Raw genomic sequence first — 20,683 nt, 5'->3', positions numbered from 1 at the left:
CGCACCCCCTTGTGTTTCTCAAGCTTGCATTACATATTGAGTTTTGCGTGTTAAATAGACGTAACTCTAGGATGGTCGCTGCCTAACCGGTCGGCCCTGTCGTCTTCGGGGAGCCCCGAGTGGATCGCACTGCCCAGCTCATCGCCCGTCCGGTCGTCGGCCGCCCGGCGGACTCCGCCATTGCATACGATCCGGCGGTCACGACACATTCGGCGTCCCCGACACGCTCCCTGCACCTCAGGGCCGCCCGGGTCCTGGAAGGCAACTGGACCGGCTCCTCCACGGTGCCCTCGCACGGCCTGTACCCGCACCAGTGGTCCTGGGACTCGGCGTTCATCGCGATCGGCCTGCGCCACCTGTCGCCGCTCAGGGCGCAGACGGAGCTGGAGACGCTGCTCGGCGCCCAGTGGGGTGACGGGCGGATCCCGCACATCGTCTTCAACCCCTCCGTCCCGCTCGACGCGTACTTCCCGAGCCCCGACTTCTGGCGCTCCTCGACCGCGGGGCGCGCTGCGGGCGCCCCGCGCACCGTACAGACCTCGGGCATCGTGCAGCCACCGGTGCACGCGCTGGCCGCGTGGCTGGTGCACCTTGCCGACCCGGGGCTGTCGCGGGCGCGCGGCTTCCTCGCCCGGATGTATCCCCGGCTCGCGGCCTGGCACCGCTATCTGCTGCACCGGCGGGATCTGGGCGGGGGGTCGCTGGCGTCCGTCGTGCACCCCTGGGAACAGGGCATGGACAACAGCCCCTGCTGGGACGCCCCGTTGAGCAGGATCACCCCGGCCCCGGCCCGCTCCTTCCGCCGTGCCGACCTCGACCACGGGGCGGCCGAGGACCGGCCGACGGATCTCGACTACGGGCGGTACGTGCGGCTGGCGACGGACTACCGGGACGGCGGATACGCCGACGGGGCACAGCCGGGGGCGACCCGCGGGGCCTCGGTCGAGGGCGGCGGTGGGCGCCGGGCGGGCGAGTTCGCCGTCGAGGATCCGGCGTTCAACGCCCTGCTCATCGCCTCCGAGCACGCACTCGCCCGGATCGCACGGGAGTTGGGCGCCACCGGAACGGCCCGGCACGCGCGCGCTGAGCGGCTCACGGCGGCCCTCGTCGAGCGGCTGTGGGACCCGGCGGAGGGGATGTTCTTCTGCCGGGACGTGCGGGGCGGGGGCCCGGGCGGGGAGTTGATCCGGGAGCGCGGTGTCTCCGGGATCGTGCCGCTGCTGCTGCCCGGGCTGCCGAGGGAGATCACGGACGCGCTGCTGCGCACCCTGGGCGGCGGCCACTTCGGGGTCGGCGACTCGACCCGGCTGGTCCCGAGCTACGACCTGCTCGGCGAGGCCTTCGACCCGCACCGCTACTGGCGCGGCCCGGCCTGGTTCAACACCGCCTGGCTGGTGGAGCGCGGGCTGCGCACGCACGGTGAGCAGGGGCGGGCCGACGCCCTGCGCCAGGCCGTCCTGGACACCGCCGACACGTCCGACTTCGCGGAGTACGTCGATCCGTTCACCGGCGAGGCCTGCGGGGCGACCGGCTTCAGCTGGACCGCCGCGCTCACGCTCGACCTGCTGCACACCGGCCCGGGACACGACGGGCACGACGTGTCCGCCACCGGCCTGAGGACGTTCGGGATGAGTGACAAGGGAGACAGGGGAGGGGACCGGGGATGACGGACCGGCATCATCTGCTCGTGCACGGCGGGACGTTCGCTGCCGTGGGCGACGGCGGGGACATCAGCGGCGTACGGGGCGGCAGTTCCCCGGACGGGTTATTCGTGCGGGACGCCCGGCATCTGAGCCGGTGGCAGCTCACCGTCGACGGCGCGGTGCCCGAGGCCCTGTCGCCGGTCGCCGACGGGGACACCGCGCGGTGTGTGCTGGTGCCGCGCGGCGGTCGCCAGGAGCCGCCCGCGTACACGCTCTTCCGTGAACAGGCCGTCGGTGACGGCGCGTTCGTCGAGTCCCTGCGCGTGACCAGCAACCGTCCCGAGCGGACGACGGTCCGGCTCGCGATGACCGCGGACGCCGACTTCACCGACCAGTTCGAACTCCGCTCCGACCACCGCACCTACGCCAAGCGGGGAGCCACCCGCTCCCGTCAGGTCCTCGACGACGGCGTGGAGTTCGGCTACCGGCGCGGCGAGTGGCACTCCTGTACGACGGTGTCGGCCGAGCCCGCCCCGGACGGCGTCGAGGAGACCGGCACCGGCGCCCGGCGCCTCGTCTGGTCCCTGGATCTGGAACCGCACGGCACGGCCGAGCTGACCCTGCGTGTGATGGCCCGGCCGCACGGCGACAGGCGGGCCCTGCGAGTGCCGCGCTCCCCCGCCGCACTGAACGAACAACTCCTGGCACTGGAGGGCGAGTTCGTGGAGGGCGTGGCCTTCCCGACCGGCTGGCCGGAGCTGGCCGCGGCCTGTGCGCGCGGGCTCGCGGACCTGGCCTCGCTCCAGGTACCGGCGACCGGTCCCGACGGTGAGGAGCTGAAGGTGCCGGCGGCCGGCGCCCCCTGGTTCCTCACCCTGCTGGGCCGGGACGCCCTGCTGACCTCCCTGTTCGCGCTGCCGTACCGGCCCCGCCCGGCCGCCGCCACGCTGCTGGCGCTGGCCGCGGCCCAGGCGACGGACGTCGGCCCGGAGTCGGTCGCCCAGCCCGGCAAGATCGTGCACGAGGTGCGGCACGGCGAGCTGGCGCACTTCGGGCAGGTGCCGTACGGCCGGTACTACGGCTCGGTGGACGCCACCCCGCTGTTCCTGGTGCTGCTCGGCGCGTATGCCGAGCACACCGGGGACACCGCTCTGGCCCGGCGGCTGGAGCCGAACGCGCGGGCGGCGATCGGCTGGATGCTGGACCACGGCGGCCTGACCTCGCGCGGCTATCTGGTCTACCGCGCCGACCAGGGCGGCCTCGCCAACCAGAACTGGAAGGACTCCCCCGGCGCGATCTGCTCGGCCGACGGCACCCGCGCGAGCGGCGCGGTGATGGCGGCGGGCGCCCAGGGGTACGCGTACGACGCGCTGCGCCGCACCGCCTGGCTGGCCCGCACGGCGTGGGACGACCAGACGTACGCGGCCCTCCTGGAGCAGGCCGCCGCCGATCTGCGGGACCGTTTCCAGCGGGACTTCTGGATGCGGGAACGCTCCTTCCCCGCCCTCGCGCTGGACGGCGAGGGCCGCCAGGTGGACGCGCTGGCGTCGGACGCCGGGCATCTGCTGTGGTCGGGGCTGCTGGACAAGGAGTACGGCGAGGCCGTCGGGCGGCGGCTCCTCGAACCGGACTTCTTCTCCGGGTGGGGCGTGCGCACCCTGGCGGCCGGGCAGCCGGCGTACCACCCGCTGTCGTACCACCGCGGTTCGGTGTGGCCCCACGACAACGCGCTGATCACGCTGGGCCTGGCCCGCTACGGACTGCACGACGAGGCCCGTACGGTCGCGCACGGTCTGGTCGACGCGGCGACGGCGACCGGGCACCGGCTGCCGGAGGTGATCGCGGGCTACGGCCGGGACACGCACGCGGAGCCGGTGCCGTATCCGCACGCGTGTGTGCGGGAGTCGCGGTCGGCGGCGGCGCCGTTGGCGCTGCTGACGGCGGTCGGCGGCGCGTAGGGTCGGTCCGACCGGGCCGGCGCCGGGCCGGTTGGTGAGGCGTTTGCCCGGTGTTTGCCGAGCACTGGGCAAATCGGCTGAACACCGGACGGAGCCGAACCGTACGGTAAGACGGCCGAGGAGACTGCCTCTGTCAGAGCGTTGAGCGAGGAGGCGACAGAGGTGACGAGCGAAGCCGTGACCGAAGAGACGGCCGGTTCGGAGGCCGAGCCCGAGAAGACGGCGAGCGCGACGGAGACCGAGGCCGGGACCGAGACGAAGGCCGCGCCCGGGACGGACGGCGACACCGACCCCGCCGCCGCAGAGTCCGCTGCCGCCGAGTCCGCAAGCTCCGAGTCCGCGCCCGTCCCGCTCACGGCCCGTCTCAAGGCCCGCCTGGCGCACTGGCGTTCCTGGCGCACCCGGCATCCTTCGGGTGCCCGGGCCCTCTACTGGACGACCTCGGCCCTCGCCGCCCTCCTCGTCTTCGTCGCCCTGCTGATGCCGCCCACCGTCGCGGCCGTGCAGTACAACCGGTTCACGCGGCTGCCGGCCGAGGCGATCGTGCTGGCGGTGGTGATGCTCGCGCTGCCGCGCCGGCCGCGGATCGTCGTGGCGGCGCTGTCCGGGGTGGTCCTCGGGGTGCTGACCGTGCTGAACCTGCTGGACATGGGGTTCAGCGAGTATCTCGGCCGGGGCTTCAACCTGGTCCTCGACTGGGGGCTGTTGGACGACGCCCAGTCCTATGTCGCGGACTCGATGGGCCGGGCGACGGCCATCGGCGCGGCGGTCGGCGCGGTCGTGCTCGTCGTGCTGCTGTTCGTCGTGCTGGCGCTGGCGACGGTCCGGCTGAGCAACCTGCTGGTGCGCGACACCCAGACCTCCACCCGGGCCACCCTGATCGCGGGCACCGTGTGGATCACCTGCTCCACCCTCGGTCTGCAGATCAACGGCATGCCGATCGCCTCGGACCGGGCCAGCGGCGCGCTGGGGATCCACGCACGGCGGGTGCAGGACACGCTCCGTGACGAGGCGGCGTTCGCGAAGGAGGCGAAGGCCGACACCTTCGGGAACACACCCGGCGCCCAGCTGGTGCCCGACCTGCGCGGCAAGGACGTCATCTTCACCTTCATCGAGAGCTACGGCCGCAGCGCCATCGAGGACCCGGGGATCGCCCCGGGTGTCGTCAACACCCTCGACACGAGCACCGCGGCCCTGGAGAAGGCCGGCTTCCACGCGAAGAGCGGCTGGATGACGTCGGCGACGTACGGCGGCAGCAGCTGGCTCGGCCACTCCACCACCATGTCGGGCCTGTGGATCGACAACCAGCAGCGCTACCGCACGGTCATGAACGGCGACCACCTCAGCCTCACCAAGGCGTTCCAGAAGACCGGCGACTGGGACACGGTCGGCATCATGCCCGGCATCCAGAAGGCCTGGCCTGAGGGGAAGTTCTACGGCCTCGACAAGATCTACAACGCCTTCCAGCTGGGCTACAAGGGCCCGAAGTTCAGCTGGTCGACGATGCCGGACCAGTACGCGCTGGAGGCCTTCCAGCGGCAGGTGCACAGCAAGAAGCGCGACAAGCCGCTGATGTCGGAGATCATCCTGACCTCCAGCCACCAGCCGTGGGCGCCGATCCCCAAGCTGGTCGACTGGGACACGATCGGCGACGGTTCGGTCTTCAAGCCGATCGAGAAGGCCGGCGTCGACCCCTCCGAGGTCCTCACCGACTCCGAGCGCTCCAAGCAGGAGTACGGCAAGTCCGTCCAGTACTCCGTGACCAGCCTCACCCAGTGGCTGGAGCGCTACGGCACCGACGACACCGTCCTCGTCTTCCTCGGCGACCACCAGCCCATCGCCCGGGTCAGCGGCACGGGCGCCAGCCGGGACGTGCCGGTCTCGATCGTCGCCAAGGACCCGAAGGTCCTCGACAAGATCGCCGCCTGGCACTGGACGGACGGTCTGCGGCCCGCGAAGAACGCGCCGGTGTGGAAGATGAGTTCGTTCCGGGACCGGTTCCTGACGGCGTACGGGTCCACCCCGCACCCCTCGAAGGACTGAGCACCGCGAAGGACGGGGCCCCGCGAAGGTCCGGGGCCCGTCCGGGGGTTCAGCCCCCGGACGTGTCCAGTTCCGCGTCCTCGCCGATCCCCGCACAGTCGTACGGGTCCTTCAGCCAGCCGTCCGGCAGCACCACCCGGTTGTTGCCCGAGGTACGGCCGCGGGGCCCGTCCACGCCGGTCGGCCAGGGCTGGTCGAGGTCCAACTCGTCCAGTCCGGAGCGGAGTTCGGTGAGCGAGGAGGTGATCGCGAGCCGCCCCCGCATCTCGGATCCGACCGCGAAGCCCTTCAGGTACCAGGCGACGTGCTTGCGGAAGTCGATGACCCCGCGCGCCTCGTCGCCGATCCACTCGCCGAGCAGGGTGGCGTGCCGGACCATGACGTCGGCGACCTCGCGGAGGGAGGGGCGCGCGATGTCCTCGTGCCGGCCCTCGAAGGCGGCCACCAGGTCCGCGAACAGCCACGGCCGCCCGAGGCAGCCGCGTCCGACGACGACGCCGTCGCAGCCCGTCTCCCGCACCATCCGCAGCGCGTCCTGAGCCGACCAGATGTCGCCGTTGCCGAGCACGGGGATCTCCGGCACATGCTCCTTGAGGCGGGCGATGGCGTCCCAGTCGGCGGTGCCGCCGTAGTGCTGGGCGGCGGTGCGGCCGTGCAGGGCGATGGAGGTGACGCCCTCCTCGACGGCGATCCGGCCGGCGTCGAGGTAGGTGATGTGGTCGTCGTCGATGCCCTTGCGCATCTTCATCGTGACGGGGAGGTCCCCGGCGCCGCCGACGGCCTCGCGCAGGATGGCGCGGAGCAGGTGGCGCTTGTACGGGAGGGCGGAGCCGCCGCCCTTCCTGGTCACCTTCGGGACCGGGCAGCCGAAGTTCAGGTCGATGTGGTCGGCGAGGCCCTCCTCCGCGATCATGCGGACGGCCTTGCCGACGGTGGCCGGGTCGACGCCGTACAGCTGGATCGAGCGCGGCTTCTCGGTCGCGTCGAAGTGGATCAGCTGCATGGTCTTCTCATTGCGCTCGACCAGCGCCCGGGTCGTGATCATCTCGCTCACGAACAGGCCCTTGCCGCCGCTGAACTCCCTGCACAGGGTGCGGAAGGGCGCGTTGGTGATCCCGGCCATGGGGGCCAGGACGACGGGGGGCGTGACGGCGTGCGGGCCGATCCGCAGGGTCGTGTTCCGCGTGGGCGCGATCGTGGACATCCCTCCATTGTGCCGTGCAATGAGTTGGCAAATTTCGTTAGTTAGCCGCACTATCGAAATCGGCGTACGATGGAGCGCATGCCCGAGCTCAGCCACCGTCGACGCATGCTCGTCCTCGCGATCTGCTGCATGAGCCTGCTGATCGTGAGCCTCGACAACACCGCACTGAACGTCGCCCTGCCCTCGATGCAGAAGGAACTGCACGCGAGCACGGCCGGCCTCCAGTGGACGATCGACGCCTACACCCTGGTCCTCGCCTCCCTGCTGATGCTGGCCGGCTCCACCGCCGACCGGATCGGCCGCAAACGGGTCTTCATGGCGGGCCTGGTCGTCTTCACCGCCGGCTCGGCGCTGTGTTCGGTGGCCCCCGACCTGAACACGCTGGTCGTCTTCCGGATGGTCCAGGCGGTGGGCGGCTCGATGCTCAACCCGGTCGCCATGTCGATCATCACCAACACGTTCACGGCCCCGCGCGAACGGGCCCGGGCGATCGGTGTGTGGGGCGCGGTGGTCGGCATCTCCATGGCCGCCGGGCCGCTGGTCGGCGGGCTGCTCGTCGAGTCCGTCGGCTGGCGCGCCATCTTCTGGGTCAACCTCCCGGTGGGCCTCACCGCCCTCCTCCTGACCCTGCGCTACGTCCCCGAGTCCCGCGCCCCCAAGGCCCGCCGCCCCGACCCCGTCGGCCAGGTCCTGGTCATCGCCCTGTTCGGCTCCCTGACGTACGCGATCATCGAGGCGCCGAACGCCGGGTTCACCGCGATCCTCCCGTACGCCGTGCTCGCCGTGGCCGCGCTGGCGGGGCTCCTCTGGTACGAGCCCCGGCGTGACGAACCCCTCATCGACCTGCGGTTCTTCCGCTCGGCTCCGTTCAGCGGGGCCACGGTGATAGCGGTCGCCGGGTTCGCGTCGCTGGGCGGGTTCCTGTTCCTGTCGACGCTGTACCTGCAGAACGTGCGGGGCCTGGACGCCCTGCACGCGGGCCTGTGGATGCTGCCGATGGCCGTGCCGACGTTCCTGTGCGCACCGCTGTCGGGGCGCCTGGTCGGCAGCCTGGGGCCCCGCGTCCCCTTGCTGATCGCCGGAGTGGCGATGACCGCCAGCGGCGTCCTCTTCGCCGCCTTCGAGGCCGAGACCTCGAACACCACGCTGTTCGTCGGGTACGTCCTGTTCGGCATCGGCTTCGGCTTCATCAACGCGCCGATCACCAACACGGCGGTGTCGGGGATGCCGCGCAGCCAGGCCGGGGTCGCCGCGGCCGTCGCCTCCACCAGCCGGCAGCTGGGGCAGACGCTCGGCGTCGCCGTGATCGGCGCGGTACTCGCGACCGGCGTCGACTCGTCCTCGTACCGGGACACCTTCGTCTCCGCCGCCCGCCCCGGCTGGTGGATCCTCGCGGGCTGCGGCTTCGCGGTACTCGTACTCGGAGCGCTGACCAGCGGCCCATGGGCCCGCCGAACCGCGGAACGGACAGCCGAACGCCTGGAGTCCACGGAGGTACGGGAGACCACCAGGGTCGTGGCGTAGCGGCCCGGGGGGCGCGGATAGGCGGGTCCGGGGCCGGTTTCGGTGAGGCGCGCAGCCCGGCAGAGCGGCACATGGTCGCCCCGCACCTCGGGGTGTGCAGCTCGGCAATGAGACTGCGTGGCGGGTGGTGGGGCGGGGTGTGGTGGCCGGGGTGGAGCGGGCGTCCCGTGGCGGCCGGCTCGCTGACCTGTGAGGACGTCGGGCGACGCGGTGATCCGGCGGGGCCGGTGCGCCGGGGCCGCTGCGCTGGGTGGTGGCCGATTCGGTACGGGGGCGGGAACCGATGTATGGGGCACCTCGTGGAAGCTGATGCAGAATGCGCGGGAAAAGCGGGCTGCTGACCCCGGCCCGCGAACGCGAGTGGGGGGAACATGTCGCGTTGGAAAGCGCTGCCCGGGGAACTCGATCCACGGGTACGGCAGTTACTGGTGCGGCTGCGCCGCCTGAAGGATCACAGCGGGCTGAGCCTGCACCAACTGGCCGCGAAGACGGGGTACAGCGCGTCGTCGTGGGAGCGGTACCTCGGTGGGCGGTCGCTGCCGCCCCGGGAGGCGGTCGAGGCGATGGCCCGGGTCGCAGGTGACGATCCGACCCGGCTGCTCGCGTTGCACGAGGTGGCCGTCGAGGCCTGGGGCGAGGGCCGCGCGGGCACCTCGGCACCGCGGACGGCCGAGGCACCCGGAGCGCCCCGGGCGGCCGACGTGACGGACGTGACCGTCACGGTGGGAGTGCCGGACGAGGAGACACGGCACGGGCGTTCGCTGCGCGTCGCGCTCGTCGCGGGGTCCGTGGCGCTGGTGCTGGCCGTCTCCTCGGCGGTCCTGTTGGTGGTACGGCTCTCGGACGGCGAGGGCCGTGCCTCGGCGGCCCCGCCCGCCTCGGCCACCCGGTCCGCGTCGCCGTCGCCCGCGTCGTCGGGGCAACGGACGTACGCCTGCGAGGTGCGGCAGAGCGACGGCCTCTGGTACGCGGGCAACAGCCGTACCCGGGACGCCGTCCTGGCGGAGGGCCTCGCCGGACCGGACATCGCCGAGGCCCAGTGTCTGCTGCGCAGGGCGGGCTTCTCGCCGGGAGCCGTCGACGGGATCTTCGGCCCGCACACCAAGCTCGCGGTCGAGCGGTTGCAGAAGCGGTCCGGCCTCGTCGTGGACGGCATCATCGGCCGGCACACCTGGGGAGCCTTACGGCGATGACGCGGACGACGACCCCTGAACGGGCACGGCTGGCGGCCTCGCTGCGGGACCTGCGCAACCGCACCGGCCTGAGCATGAAGGGCCTGGCGGACCGGACCGCGTTCAGCAAGTCGTCCTGGGAGCGCTACCTCAACGGCAAGACCGTCCCACCGCGCGAGGCGGTCCGGGAGCTGTGCCGGCTCGCCGCGGAACCGGAGGGGCGCTGTCTGGCGCTGTGGGAGATCGCGGAGTCGGAGTCGAGCGGGCGCGCGGCGCAGCCGGTTCCCGCGGCTACGCCGGCACCACCGCCGGGCACGCCAGGGGGCACCGCACGGGACACGGCACCACAACCCGTCCTGCCCGCCCTGCCCGTCCCGCCCGCCCCGTTCCAGGTGTCCGCTCCTTCTTCACGCGAGGTCCCGCGCATCGGACGCCGGGGTGCGGCCGTGGCGGTGCTGGCGTCGGCGTGTGCCGTGGTCGTCGGCGGTGTGACGGTCGCCCTGGTCCTCCTCCTGGGCCAGGACGAGCCTCCCGGGTCCCCCACCGCCGCTCCCCCTCCCGTCACCGAGCCCCGCTGCCGGGGAGCGTCGTGCGAGGGCAAGAGCCCGATGCACATGAAGTGCGGGGTCGGCCCGCAGACCCTCGCCTCGTACCGCACCGCCTCGGGAGCGATGCTGGAACTGCGGCACAGCCGGGCGTGCGGGACCAGTTGGGCCCGGATGTGGGAGACGCGGATCGGCGACCGGCTGGAGGTGACCGCGAGCGGCAGCCCACGGCCCACCGGGACCGGGGCCCGGTCCAGGCCCGGGGCCGAGGTGGTCAAGGTGGTCAAGGTGGAGAACGACGCCGACGCGGCGGCCTACGTGTACACGCCGATGACCGCCACCCGCCCCGGCACGATGGTCCGCGCCTGCTTCCGCCCGGCGCCCGACGACACGAGGCACGGCACAGCGGGCGGCAGGGCAGCCGGAAGGACGGACGGCGAGTCGGACGGGACGGAGTGCTTCGAGGGCCGAGTGCGCTGAGCACGCCCGCCCGGCCCCACGACCGGACCCACGGCCGGACCGCGACCGGACCCAGGCCCGGGCCCACGACACGGCTTGGCCAACTCGGTGTGAAGGATTCCCTGTTGATGTTGGTCTTGCTGCACACTCCTTGCTGCGTCGACAGACGCCGCTCGGACGGACTCAGCGTCAACAGACAGGGCCTGGCCTCTGGAGGCAGCATGTTGGAGATCAACACGAGCAAGGTGAGCCGCTGGGACCAGCACGGGCGCGAGCACGTGGTCCGGGTCCAGAGAGCGGGAATGCAGCGCACGATCAGATGCGACACCTGCGGCTGGCGCAAGGCGGCCCAGTTCCTCCCGTGGCTGAAGGCGGAGGAGCACCTCGCGGAGGAACACCAGGCGACCGTGGATCCGACCGGGACCGGCAACTCCTAGTCGCCCGACCCCCTGGCCCTCCGCCCCTCCGACCCTCCGGCGCCCCGTCCCCCGTTACTCGCCGAGCTCGGTGAACAGGGTCAGCTGAAGCGCCCCCGGGGCCTCCAGCCGGGAGTTGAGGGAGTTCCAGGGGGTGCGCGTCGGCTCGGCGAGGATCTCGGCTCCGGCCGCGGCCAGCTTCTCGGTGGTGGCGGTGGAGTCGTCGACCTGGAAGGCGACCCGGATGGGTCCGGCCACGCGCCGCCCGACCTCGACGTCGTCGATGAAGGCGGCGTGGTTCGGGTCGGTCAGCTCCAGGGTGGCGCGGCCGGCTTCGAGGATGGTGACCCGGCCGTCCTCGGAGGCGAACGCGGCGCGTTCGGGCAGTCCGAGGACGTCACGGTAGAAGTGCAGGGCCGCGTCGTAGTCGGCCGCCGTGACGACCAGGCGGAGTTCACGGACGGTGGGTTCGTCGGACATGCCGGCTCCTCGAAGATCGCGGGTACGAACATCCCGTCAACCCGGCGGCCCGCCGAACGATTCCCGGCGACCGCCGACGGTTCCGCCCGTCTCAGGCCCGCAGTCCGCGCAGCAGCAGCTCCACCACGGCCTCGAACTCGGCCTCCACGCCGGGCAGTTCCCACTCCCGCGCGTAGCGGGGGTCGTGGAAGCGGCCCGTCGCCTGGAACAGGGCGCGGGCCGTGGTCGCCGGGTCGGGGGCGCTGAAGGCGCCCGCCGTCACGCCCTCGCGGACGATGCCGGTCAACTGGCCGGTGAGGTCGGCGAGATGCCCGGCGACCGCACCGCCGGCCTCGCCGATCAGCGCCATGTAGGTGGCGAACAGCTCGGGGTCGTCGCCCGCCTTGCGGCGCTTGGCCTCGAAGAGACCCGTGAGCCAGTCGCGGAGGCGGCTCGCGGGGTCGCGGCCCGTGTCGGCGGCGATACCGGCCAGCGCCTGCGAGGCCCGGTCCAGCCACCGCTTGGTGACGGCCTCCCGCAGCGCCGCCTTGGTGCGGAAGTGCCGGTAGACACTGCCGTGGCTGACGCCGAGGGCGCGAGCCACGTCGACCACGGTCGCCTTGGCCGGGCCGTGCCGGCGCAGCACCTCCTCGGTGGCTTCGAGGATGCGCTCGGCGGTCAGGATCTCGCTGGTCGGTGGCATGAGCAGACCGTACCGGGCGTCCCGGTCAGCGTTCCACGTGTGCCATCTGCGCCGCCGGATAGCGGTCGCCGGCGGCGGCACCGGCCGGTACGGCCTCCTCGATCGCGGCGAGGTCGGCCGCCTCCAGCGTGACGTCCAGCGCGCCGAGGGACTCCGTGAGCCGCTCCCGGGTGCGGGCGCCGACCAGCGGCACGATGTCGTCGCCGTGCCGCGCGCCCTGGTCCAGCACCCAGGCGATGGCGATCTGCGCGACGCTGGCGCCCTTCTGCTCGGCGATCTTCCGCAGCGCCTCGACGAGGTTCAGGTTGTGCTGGAGGTTGTCGCCCTGGAAGCGCGGGGACCGTGCCCGGAAGTCGTTCGCGGCGAGCTTCCGGTCGCCGGTGAAGTGGCCGGAGATCAGTCCGCGGGAGAGGACGCCGTACGCGGTGACGGAGATGCCGAGATCGCGGGTGGCGGGCAGGACCTCGGCCTCGATGTCGCGCGAGATGAGCGAGTACTCGATCTGGAGGTCGCTGACGGGGGCGGTGGCGGCGGCCCGGCGGATGGTGTCGGCGCCGACCTCGCTGAGGCCCACGTGCCGGACGTACCCCTTCTCGATCAGTTCGGTGATCGCGCCGACCGTCTCCTCGATGGGTACGGCGGGGTCGAGCCGGGCGATCCGGTAGACGTCGATGTGGTCGACGCCGAGGCGCTGGAGCGAGTAGGCGGCGAAGGTCTTCACGGCGGCCGGGCGGCCGTCGTAGCCGCCCCAGGCGCCGTCCGGGCCGCGCAGGGCGCCGAACTTCACGCTGACCCGGGCCTGTTCGCGGCGGGCGGCGGGTGCGGTGCGCAGGGCCTCGCCGATGAGCAGTTCGTTGTGGCCCATGCCGTAGAAGTCGCCGGTGTCGAGCAGTGTCACGCCCGCCTCCAGGGCGGCGTGGAGGGTGGCGATCGATTCGGCGCGGTCGGCATCGCCGTACATCATGGACATGCCCATGCAGCCGAGGCCGAGGGCGGAGACCTGGGGTCCGGTGGTACCGAGGGAGCGGGTTGGCATCGTCATGCCACCCACCCTGACATGACAGCTGACAGATTTCAATATCTGTCAGCTGTCATCCGTCAGTGCCGCTCGGCCCTCCCGGAAACCGCGGGAACTAGCAGCCGACGAGCCGGCTCGCCAGGTACCCCTCGATCTGGTCCAGCGACACCCGCTCCTGCTTCATCGTGTCCCGCTCGCGCACGGTCACCGCGTTGTCGTCCAGGGTGTCGAAGTCGACCGTCACGCAGAACGGCGTACCGATCTCGTCCTGGCGGCGGTAGCGGCGGCCGATGGCGCCGGCGTCGTCGAAGTCGATGTTCCAGTTCTGGCGCAGCGCCTGGGCGAGCCCCTTGGCCTTCGGGGACAGCTCGGGGTTGCGGGAGAGCGGGAGCACCGCGACCTTCACCGGGGACAGCCGCGGGTCCAGGCGCAGCACCGTGCGCTTCTCCAGCTTGCCCTTGGCGTTGGGGGCCTCGTCCTCGACGTAGGCGTCGAGGAGGAACGCCAGCATCGCGCGGCCGACACCGGCCGCGGGCTCGATGACGTACGGCGTCCAGCGCTCGCCGGCCTCCTGGTCGAAGTAGGAGAGGTCCTGGCCGGAGGCCTTGGCGTGGGCGGAGAGGTCGAAGTCGGTGCGGTTGGCGACGCCCTCCAGCTCACCCCACTCGTTGCCGCCGAACTGGAAGCGGTACTCGATGTCGGCGGTGCGCTTGGAGTAGTGGGAGAGCTTCTCCTTCGGGTGGTCGTACCACCGCATGTTCTCCTCGCGCATGCCCAGGCCGGTGTACCAGTTCCAGCGCTGCTCCATCCAGTACTCCTGCCACGTCTCGTCCTCGCCCGGCTTGACGAAGAACTCCATCTCCATCTGCTCGAACTCGCGGGTCCGGAAGATGAAGTTGCCGGGCGTGATCTCGTTGCGGAAGGACTTGCCCATCTGCGCGATGCCGAACGGCGGCTTGCGGCGCGAAGTGGTCTGCACCTGGGCGAAGTTGGTGAAGATGCCCTGGGCGGTCTCGGGGCGCAGGTAGGCGACGGAGCCGGTGTCCTGGGTGGGGCCGAGGTGGGTGGAGAGCAGACCCGAGAACTGCTTGGGCTCGGTGAACTGGCCCTTGTTGCCGCAGTTGGGGCAGTTCACGTCCGCCAGGCCGTTCTCCGGCGGGCGGTTGTGCTTGGCCTCGTACGCCTCTTCCAGGTGGTCCGCGCGGAACCGCTTGTGGCAGGAGGTGCATTCGGTGAGCGGGTCGGAGAAGGTGGCGACGTGGCCGGAGGCGACCCAGACCTCGGGGGCCAGGATGACGGACGAGTCGATGCCGACCACGTCCTCGCGCGACGTCACCATGTAGCGCCACCACTGACGCTTCAGGTTCTCCTTGAGCTCGACACCCAGCGGTCCGTAGTCCCAGGCGGCCTTCTGGCCGCCGTAGATCTCACTGCAGGGGAATACGAAGCCTCGGCGCTTGCTCAGGCTGACGATGGTGTCGATCTTGTCGGCGGCCACGGTGCTCTCTTCATTACGACGACGGGCGACGAAGCGAGATGCTTCAGAGCATTGCTTCAGAGCGAATGGTTCAGGTTACCGGCGAGGCCTCCCCCTCAATCAAATCGGCCGGGGGGCGAAGCCCCCAAGGGTCGCGTACCGGGCTTACCCAGTGCTTACCCCAGGCTTTGTTGACAACGGTTTCCATATTTGTTGAAAATGACTGTCATGAACGTACGACGACAGCACATAACCGGCATCGCGGTCGCCGCGGCCACCGCCCTCGGCCTGACGACCCTCTCCGCCTGCTCCGGTGAGAGCGCGGCGGCCGGCAACACCGACAAGTTCGACGTCGTCGCGTCGTTCTACCCGCTGCAGTACCTCGCCTCGGAGATCGGCGGGGACCATGTGAACATCACCAACCTGACCGAGCCCGGCCAGGAGCCGCACGACCTGGAGATCAGCGCCAAGCAGACCGCGCAGCTCCAGGAGTCCGACGCGGTGCTCTACCTCAAGAACCTCCAGCCCGCGGTGGACGACGCGGTGGCCCAGTCCGAGGTCAAGACGAAGATCGACGCCGCCTCCCTCACCACGCTGGAGAAGCACGGCAACGAGGTCGGCGGCCACGCGGCCGAGCACGACGACCACGAGAACGAGGAACTGGCCGGCCTCGACCCCCACATCTGGCTGGACCCGGTGCGCTACGCCCAGGTCGCCGAGGGCGTCGGCAAGGCCTTCGAGAAGGCCGACCCGGACAACGCGGCCGACTACAAGAAGAACACCGCCGCCCTGGTCAAGAAGCTCGACGCTCTCGATGTCCAGTACAAGAACGGCCTGGCGGACACCAGGACCAAGGTCTTCATCACCACGCACGCCGCCTTCGGCTACCTCGCCGAGCGCTACGGCCTGACCGAGGAGGCCATCAACGGCCTCGACCCCGAGTCGGAGCCCAGCGCCAACCGCGTCAAGGACCTTGAGAAGATGGCCAAGGCCGACGGCGTCACCACGGTGTTCTACGAGACGCTCGTCAGCGACAAGACCGCGAAGACCATCGCCTCCGACGCAAGCCTCAAGACCGACGTCCTCGACCCGATCGAGGGCATCACCTCCAAGTCCAAGGGCGACGACTACTTCCAGGTCATGGAGTCCAACCTCAAGGCGCTGCAGTCCGCTCTAGGCGCCAAATGATCTCTACGGAGGACCTCGTGAGCGAGCCCGTCATCTCCCTGCGCGGCGTCCGTGCCGAGCTGGGCTCGCGCCCCGTCCTGCGCGGAATCGACCTCACCGTGTCCCGCGGTGAGGTCGTCGCGCTGCTCGGCGCCAACGGTTCCGGCAAGTCCACGGCGATCCGCACGATCATCGGCCAAGTCCCGGTCAGCGACGGCGAGATCGAGCTGTTCGGCGCCCCGAGGCGCCGCTTCCGCGACTGGGCGCGCCTGGGTTACGTCCCGCAGCGCACCACGGCCGCCGGCGGCGTCCCCGCGACGGTCACCGAGATCGTCTCCTCCGGCCGCCTCTCCCGCGCCCGCTTCGGCGTGCTGCGCAAGGCCGACCACGAGGCCGTACGCCGTGCGCTGGACCTGGTCGGCATGGCCGACCGCGCGAAGGACTCCGTCAACGCCCTCTCCGGCGGCCAGCACCAGCGGGTGCTGATCGCCCGCGCGCTGGCCGCCGAACCCGAACTCCTGATCATGGACGAGCCGATGGCGGGCGTGGACCTGGCCAGCCAGGAGGTGCTGGCCCACACGCTCAGGGAGCAGGTCGCCGCCGGTACGACGGTCCTGCTGGTGCTGCACGAACTGGGCCCCCTGGAGCCGCTGATCGACCGGGCGGTCGTCCTGCGCGACGGCTGTGTCCAGCACGACGGCCCGCCTCCCAAGGCCCTCGGCCAGCACGCGCTGCCCGGCCACGACCACGTACACCCGCACGCGGCTCACGACGCCGAACCGATCCGGACGGGACTGCTGAGCTGATGGACATCCTCGACTACGCCTTCATGCAGCGGGCCCTGCTCGCCGCCGTCCTGGTCGGCATCACCGCGCCCGCCGTCGGCATCTACCTCGTCCAGCGCCGCCAGGCCCTGATGGGCGACGGTATCGGTCATGTCGCGATGACCGGCGTCGGCCTCGGCTTCCTGCTCTCCTGGTCGCCGGTGTGGATGGCGACCGCGGTCTCGGTCGCCGGCGCGGTCGCCATGGAACTGATCCGCTGGTACGGCAAGACCCGCGGCGACATCGCCCTCGCGATGCTCTTCTACGGCGGTATGGCCGGCGGCGTGATGTTCATCAACCTCGCGCCGACCGGCTCCAACGCGAACCTGATGTCGTACCTCTTCGGCTCGCTCTCCACGGTCAGTGAGTCCGATGTCACGGCGATCTGCTTCCTGGCCGCTTTCGTGGTTCTCGTCACCATCGGTCTGCGCCGCCAGCTGTTCGCGGTGAGCCAGGACGAGGAGTTCGCCCGGGTCACCGGTCTGCCGGTGCGGGCCCTGAACCTGCTGACGGCGATCACCGCCGCGGTCACCGTCACGGTCGCGATGCGCGTGGTCGGTCTGCTGCTGGTGTCGGCGCTGATGGTGGTGCCGGTGGCGGCCGCGCAGCAGCTCAGCCGCAGTTTCGCCGCCACTTTCGCCATCGCGGTGGCGATCGGCGTCTCGGTGACGATCGGCGGCACCGTCACGTCGTACTACCAGGATGTGCCGCCCGGCGCGACGATCGTGCTGCTGACGATCGCCGCCTTCATCGCCCTGACCGTCCTCGCGACCCCGCTGGCCCGTCGTCGCGCGCGGGCCCTGGCGGCCTCGCGGCCCGCCGACGATCCGGCGGAGTGTGTGATTCCGGCCAGCCGGGCAGGCGACGGAAAGGTCGGCGTCTGACCGCTGACCGACCGGGCTGGCACAATGGCCCGGCAGGTACAGATGTGAGGAGGCAACCGGTGACCACCGTAGGACCGCCCGTGAAGGGCCGCGCCACCCGGCAGCGGGCCGCCGTGGCGGCAGCCCTCGACCAGGTCGACGAGTTCCGCAGCGCGCAGGATCTCCACGACATGCTCAAACACAAGGGCGACTCGGTCGGGCTGACCACGGTCTACCGCACGCTCCAGTCCCTCGCCGACGCCGGTGAGGTCGACGTCCTGCGCACCTCCGACGGCGAGTCCGTCTACCGCCGCTGCTCCACCGGCGATCACCACCACCACCTCGTCTGCCGGGTCTGCGGCAAGGCCGTCGAGGTCGAGGGCCCCGCGGTGGAGAAGTGGGCGGAGGCCATCGCGGCGGAGCACGGCTTCGTGAACGTGGCGCACACGGTGGAGATCTTCGGCACGTGCGAGGACTGCGCGGCCGCCTCCCGGAGCTGACGCCCCCGCCACCGGTTCCCCGTCGAATCCCCCGCGCCGGACGGCCGGGGGATTTTCCGCGTGGGAGCACAGAGAGCGCCGAGAGCACTGAGAACACCGAGGGATAACCCTCAACCTCACGCACAGAAATGTCATGCACCGGTCAGCGGTGCCATTCTTCACCAGCCACCCCCCATTGGCTCCCGCACTGCCTGCTCAGCTCGCCCCGGGCCGCACACCCCCGTCAGCCCGGTCTGTCTGTCACGGCCGCCTCACGCGGCCGACGCAGGAGGAGTTCGAGTGAGACCGATCCCCCAGAGGGCGATGGTGGCCTATGCCCTCACCGCCGCGACCGTCTTCCTGACCGCGGGCCTCCAGAGCGTGCCGGCCGCCGCCCGGCCCGACGCCGCACCGCATCCCAGCCCGGTCCGCACCGGCGGCCTCCCCGCCGAGCTGACCCCCGCGCAACGCACCGCGCTGGTCCGCAAGGCGGCGGACCGCACCACGACGACCGCCGCCACCCTCGGCCTCGGCGCCCGGGAGAAGCTGGTCGTCAAGGACGTCGTCAAGGACAACGACGGCACCCTGCACACCCGTTACGAGCGCACCTGGGCCGGTCTTCCGGTGCTCGGCGGGGACCTGGTCGTGCACACCCCGCCGGCCTCCCTGGCCGCCGGCACGGTGAGCACGACCTTCAACAGCAAGCGGACCATCAAGGTCGCCTCCACCACCCCGGCCTTCACCAAGGCGTCCGCCCGGACCAAGGCGCTCAGGGCGGCGAAGGCCCTCGACGCCGAGACACCCACGGTCGACAGCGCCCGCAAGGTGATCTGGGCGGGCGACGGCACCCCCAAACTCGCCTGGGAGACGGTCGTCGGCGGCCTCCAGGACGACGGCACGCCCAGCCGGCTGCACGTCATCACCGACGCCGTCACCGGCGCCGAGCTGTACCAGTACCAGGCGATCAAGACCGGTACCGGCAACAGCCAGTACAGCGGCACGGTCACCATCGGCACCACGCTGTCCGGTTCGACGTACCAGCTCAACGACACCACGCGCGGCACCCACAAGACGTACAGCCTGAACAACGGCACGTCCGGCACCGGCACCCTGATGACGGACGCCGACGACACCTGGGGCACCGGGTCCGGCTCCCACACCCAGACCGCCGGCGTGGACGCCCACTTCGGCGCCCAGACCACCTGGGACTTCTACAAGAACACCTTCGGCCGCAGCGGCATCAAGAACAACGGCGTCGCCGCCTACTCGCGCGTCCACTACAGCACCGCGTACGTCAACGCGTTCTGGGACGACGACTGCTTCTGCATGACGTACGGCGACGGCACCGGCAGCACCCACGCGCTGACCTCGCTGGACGTGGCCGGGCACGAGATGACGCACGGCGTCACCTCCAACACCGCGAACCTCAACTACACCGGCGAGTCCGGCGGGTTGAACGAGGCGACCTCCGACATCTTCGGCACGGGCGTGGAGTTCTACGCGGCCAACTCCTCCGACGTCGGCGACTACCTCATCGGCGAGAAGATCGACATCAACGGCGACGGCACGCCGCTGCGTTACATGGACGAGCCCGACAAGGACGGCGGCTCCGCGGACAGTTGGTACTCCGGCGTCGGCAACCTGGACGTCCACTACTCCTCGGGCCCGGCGAACCACATGTTCTACCTGCTCTCCGAGGGCAGCGGCTCCAAGACGATCAACGGCGTCACCTACAACAGCCCGACCTCCGACGGGGTCGCCGTCGCGGGCATCGGCCGGGCCGCCGCACTCCAGATCTGGTACAAGGCGCTGACGACGTACATGACGTCCAGCACCACCTACGCCCAGGCCCGCACGGCCGCGCTGAACGCCGCCGCGGCGCTGTACGGCAGCGGCTCCGCCCAGTACGCGGGGGTCGGCAACGCCTTCGCCGGGATCAACGTCGGCAGCCACATCACCGTGCCGACCACGGGGGTCACGGTCACCAACCCGGGCAGCCAGTCCTCCACGGTCGGCACCGCGGTGAGCCTGGCGATCACGGCCGGCAGCACCAACGGCGGCACGCTGACCTACGCGGCGACCGGACTGCCCACCGGACTGTCGATCAGCGGCTCCACGGGCACCATCTCCGGCACCCCGACGGCGGCGGGCACCTACGGCTCGACCGTCACGGTGACCGACAGCACGGGCGCCACCGGCACGGCGTCCTTCACCTGGACGGTCAGCGCGACCGGCGGCGGTACCTGCACCTCGGCCCAGCTGCTCGGCAACGCCGGCTTCGAGTCGGGCAGCACCTCCTGGACCGCCACCAGTGGCGTCATCACCACCGACACCGACCAGGCGGCCCGCACCGGCTCCTACAAGGCCTGGCTGGACGGCTACGGCTCGACGCACACCGACACGCTGTCCCAGTCGGTGACGATCCCCAGCGGCTGCACGAACACCACGTTCACGTTCTACCTGCACATCGACACGGCCGAGACCACCACCAGCACCCAGTACGACAAGCTGACGGTCACCGCCGGGTCGACGACTCTGGCCACCTACTCCAACCTGAACGCGGCCGGCGGGTACGTCGCGAAGTCGATCGGTCTGTCGGCCTACGCCGGCACGACCGTCGTGCTGAAGTTCACCGGTGTCGAGGACTCCTCGCTCCAGACGAGCTTCGTGATCGACGACACGGCGGTGACGACCGGCTGACCCCACCCGGGGTCCCGGCCCCGGTCCCG

At 71.2% G+C, this 20,683-nt stretch carries 17 protein-coding genes; 12 read left to right on the top strand and 5 right to left on the bottom strand.

The genetic code is table 11. The features are described from left to right. The first annotated feature begins 119 nt into the window (after nt 1–119). The 3 genes from ACZ5VD_RS03625 to ACZ5VD_RS03615 all read left to right on the top strand — a co-directional run bounded on the left by ACZ5VD_RS03625 (nt 120) and on the right by ACZ5VD_RS03615 (nt 5,644). Entirely contained in the window at nt 120–1,667 is a 1,548-nt protein-coding gene (locus tag ACZ5VD_RS03625) for an MGH1-like glycoside hydrolase domain-containing protein (protein WP_468552806.1), read from the top strand. Further along, nucleotides 1,664–3,601 (top strand): amylo-alpha-1,6-glucosidase, encoded by a 1,938-nt coding sequence (locus ACZ5VD_RS03620; RefSeq protein WP_468680481.1) that lies wholly within the window; start codon nt 1,664–1,666, stop codon nt 3,599–3,601. The genes ACZ5VD_RS03625 and ACZ5VD_RS03620 overlap by 4 nt, the downstream gene beginning before the upstream one ends. A 162-nt stretch (nt 3,602–3,763) precedes the next feature. After that, nucleotides 3,764–5,644, top strand: coding sequence for an alkaline phosphatase family protein (locus ACZ5VD_RS03615; protein ID WP_468680479.1), 1,881 nt, complete (start codon nt 3,764–3,766; stop codon nt 5,642–5,644). 49 nt (nt 5,645–5,693) lie between these two features. Here ACZ5VD_RS03615 and dusB read toward each other — a convergent pair whose 3' ends face one another. Further along, entirely contained in the window at nt 5,694–6,848 is a 1,155-nt protein-coding gene (gene dusB, locus ACZ5VD_RS03610) for a tRNA dihydrouridine synthase DusB (RefSeq protein WP_468552803.1), read from the bottom strand. Between the two features lie 78 nt (nt 6,849–6,926). Here dusB and ACZ5VD_RS03605 point away from each other — a divergent pair, with 78 nt between their 5' ends. The 4 genes from ACZ5VD_RS03605 to ACZ5VD_RS03590 all read left to right on the top strand — a co-directional run bounded on the left by ACZ5VD_RS03605 (nt 6,927) and on the right by ACZ5VD_RS03590 (nt 10,985). Then, nucleotides 6,927–8,372 carry an MFS transporter gene (locus tag ACZ5VD_RS03605; protein WP_468680477.1) on the top strand — a complete coding sequence of 482 codons (1,446 nt, stop codon included), beginning with the start codon at nt 6,927–6,929 and terminating at the stop codon, nt 8,370–8,372. Between the two features lie 371 nt (nt 8,373–8,743). Further along, on the top strand, nt 8,744–9,565 hold the full coding sequence (locus ACZ5VD_RS03600) for a peptidoglycan-binding protein (RefSeq protein ID WP_468680475.1): 822 nt from the start codon (nt 8,744–8,746) through the stop codon (nt 9,563–9,565). Further along, nucleotides 9,562–10,569 carry a helix-turn-helix domain-containing protein gene (locus ACZ5VD_RS03595; protein ID WP_468680473.1) on the top strand — a complete coding sequence of 336 codons (1,008 nt, stop codon included), beginning with the start codon at nt 9,562–9,564 and terminating at the stop codon, nt 10,567–10,569. Before ACZ5VD_RS03600 ends, ACZ5VD_RS03595 begins: the two co-directional genes overlap by 4 nt. 200 nt (nt 10,570–10,769) lie before the next feature. Next, nucleotides 10,770–10,985, top strand: a complete 216-nt coding sequence (locus tag ACZ5VD_RS03590) for a hypothetical protein (RefSeq protein ID WP_468552799.1) — start codon at nt 10,770–10,772, stop codon at nt 10,983–10,985. A gap of 54 nt (nt 10,986–11,039) precedes the next feature. On the opposite strand, the gene ACZ5VD_RS03585 is transcribed toward ACZ5VD_RS03590, so the two are convergent. The 4 genes from ACZ5VD_RS03585 to ACZ5VD_RS03570 form a co-directional block, all read right to left on the bottom strand. Then, the gene (locus ACZ5VD_RS03585) at nt 11,040–11,444 is read right to left on the bottom strand and encodes a VOC family protein (RefSeq protein WP_468680472.1); all 405 of its coding nucleotides are present in this window, start codon (nt 11,442–11,444) and stop codon (nt 11,040–11,042) included. 91 nt (nt 11,445–11,535) lie between these two features. Beyond that, nucleotides 11,536–12,126, bottom strand: coding sequence for a TetR/AcrR family transcriptional regulator (locus ACZ5VD_RS03580; RefSeq protein ID WP_468680470.1), 591 nt, complete (start codon nt 12,124–12,126; stop codon nt 11,536–11,538). Nucleotides 12,127–12,151: 25 nt separating this feature from the next. Next, nucleotides 12,152–13,168, bottom strand: coding sequence for an aldo/keto reductase (locus tag ACZ5VD_RS03575; RefSeq protein ID WP_468680468.1), 1,017 nt, complete (start codon nt 13,166–13,168; stop codon nt 12,152–12,154). Between the two features lie 91 nt (nt 13,169–13,259). Next, on the bottom strand, nt 13,260–14,642 hold the full coding sequence (locus tag ACZ5VD_RS03570) for a glycine--tRNA ligase (protein WP_468552795.1): 1,383 nt from the start codon (nt 14,640–14,642) through the stop codon (nt 13,260–13,262). Nucleotides 14,643–14,849: 207 nt separating this feature from the next. Here ACZ5VD_RS03570 and ACZ5VD_RS03565 point away from each other — a divergent pair, with 207 nt between their 5' ends. The 5 genes from ACZ5VD_RS03565 to ACZ5VD_RS03545 all read left to right on the top strand — a co-directional run bounded on the left by ACZ5VD_RS03565 (nt 14,850) and on the right by ACZ5VD_RS03545 (nt 20,654). After that, nucleotides 14,850–15,809 (top strand): metal ABC transporter solute-binding protein, Zn/Mn family, encoded by a 960-nt coding sequence (locus ACZ5VD_RS03565; RefSeq protein ID WP_468552794.1) that lies wholly within the window; start codon nt 14,850–14,852, stop codon nt 15,807–15,809. Then, nucleotides 15,806–16,594: a metal ABC transporter ATP-binding protein gene (locus ACZ5VD_RS03560; RefSeq protein WP_468552793.1), complete on the top strand. Its 789-nt coding sequence runs from the start codon at nt 15,806–15,808 to the stop codon at nt 16,592–16,594. Before ACZ5VD_RS03565 ends, ACZ5VD_RS03560 begins: the two co-directional genes overlap by 4 nt. Then, complete coding sequence (locus ACZ5VD_RS03555; protein WP_468552792.1) at nt 16,594–17,496, top strand: metal ABC transporter permease; 903 nt, start codon at nt 16,594–16,596, stop codon at nt 17,494–17,496. The genes ACZ5VD_RS03560 and ACZ5VD_RS03555 overlap by 1 nt, the downstream gene beginning before the upstream one ends. 59 nt (nt 17,497–17,555) lie before the next feature. Further along, nucleotides 17,556–17,975: a Fur family transcriptional regulator gene (locus tag ACZ5VD_RS03550; RefSeq protein ID WP_468552791.1), complete on the top strand. Its 420-nt coding sequence runs from the start codon at nt 17,556–17,558 to the stop codon at nt 17,973–17,975. 303 nt (nt 17,976–18,278) lie between these two features. Beyond that, nucleotides 18,279–20,654 (top strand): M4 family metallopeptidase, encoded by a 2,376-nt coding sequence (locus tag ACZ5VD_RS03545; protein WP_468680953.1) that lies wholly within the window; start codon nt 18,279–18,281, stop codon nt 20,652–20,654. Nucleotides 20,655–20,683 lie beyond the last annotated feature (29 nt).

It is taken from the genome of Streptomyces sp. NPDC032822, assembly GCF_055578825.1.
This window is presented reverse-complemented; position numbering and strand designations above follow the sequence as displayed.

Excerpts from the sequence above, each read along its gene's own strand:
- dusB (WP_468552803.1), bottom strand. The coding sequence starts at position 6,848 with ATGTCCACGATCGCGCCCACGCGGAACACGACCCTGCGGATCGGCCCG.
- ACZ5VD_RS03545 (WP_468680953.1), top strand. The coding sequence starts at position 18,279 with ATGGTGGCCTATGCCCTCACCGCCGCGACCGTCTTCCTGACCGCGGGC.
- ACZ5VD_RS03565 (WP_468552794.1), top strand. The coding sequence starts at position 14,850 with ATGAACGTACGACGACAGCACATAACCGGCATCGCGGTCGCCGCGGCC.
- ACZ5VD_RS03555 (WP_468552792.1), top strand. The coding sequence starts at position 16,594 with ATGGACATCCTCGACTACGCCTTCATGCAGCGGGCCCTGCTCGCCGCC.
- ACZ5VD_RS03585 (WP_468680472.1), bottom strand. The coding sequence starts at position 11,444 with ATGTCCGACGAACCCACCGTCCGTGAACTCCGCCTGGTCGTCACGGCG.
- ACZ5VD_RS03560 (WP_468552793.1), top strand. The coding sequence starts at position 15,806 with ATGATCTCTACGGAGGACCTCGTGAGCGAGCCCGTCATCTCCCTGCGC.
- ACZ5VD_RS03600 (WP_468680475.1), top strand. The coding sequence starts at position 8,744 with ATGTCGCGTTGGAAAGCGCTGCCCGGGGAACTCGATCCACGGGTACGG.
- ACZ5VD_RS03605 (WP_468680477.1), top strand. The coding sequence starts at position 6,927 with ATGCCCGAGCTCAGCCACCGTCGACGCATGCTCGTCCTCGCGATCTGC.
- ACZ5VD_RS03620 (WP_468680481.1), top strand. The coding sequence starts at position 1,664 with ATGACGGACCGGCATCATCTGCTCGTGCACGGCGGGACGTTCGCTGCC.
- ACZ5VD_RS03580 (WP_468680470.1), bottom strand. The coding sequence starts at position 12,126 with ATGCCACCGACCAGCGAGATCCTGACCGCCGAGCGCATCCTCGAAGCC.
- ACZ5VD_RS03575 (WP_468680468.1), bottom strand. The coding sequence starts at position 13,168 with ATGACGATGCCAACCCGCTCCCTCGGTACCACCGGACCCCAGGTCTCC.
- ACZ5VD_RS03595 (WP_468680473.1), top strand. The coding sequence starts at position 9,562 with ATGACGCGGACGACGACCCCTGAACGGGCACGGCTGGCGGCCTCGCTG.
- ACZ5VD_RS03590 (WP_468552799.1), top strand. The coding sequence starts at position 10,770 with ATGTTGGAGATCAACACGAGCAAGGTGAGCCGCTGGGACCAGCACGGG.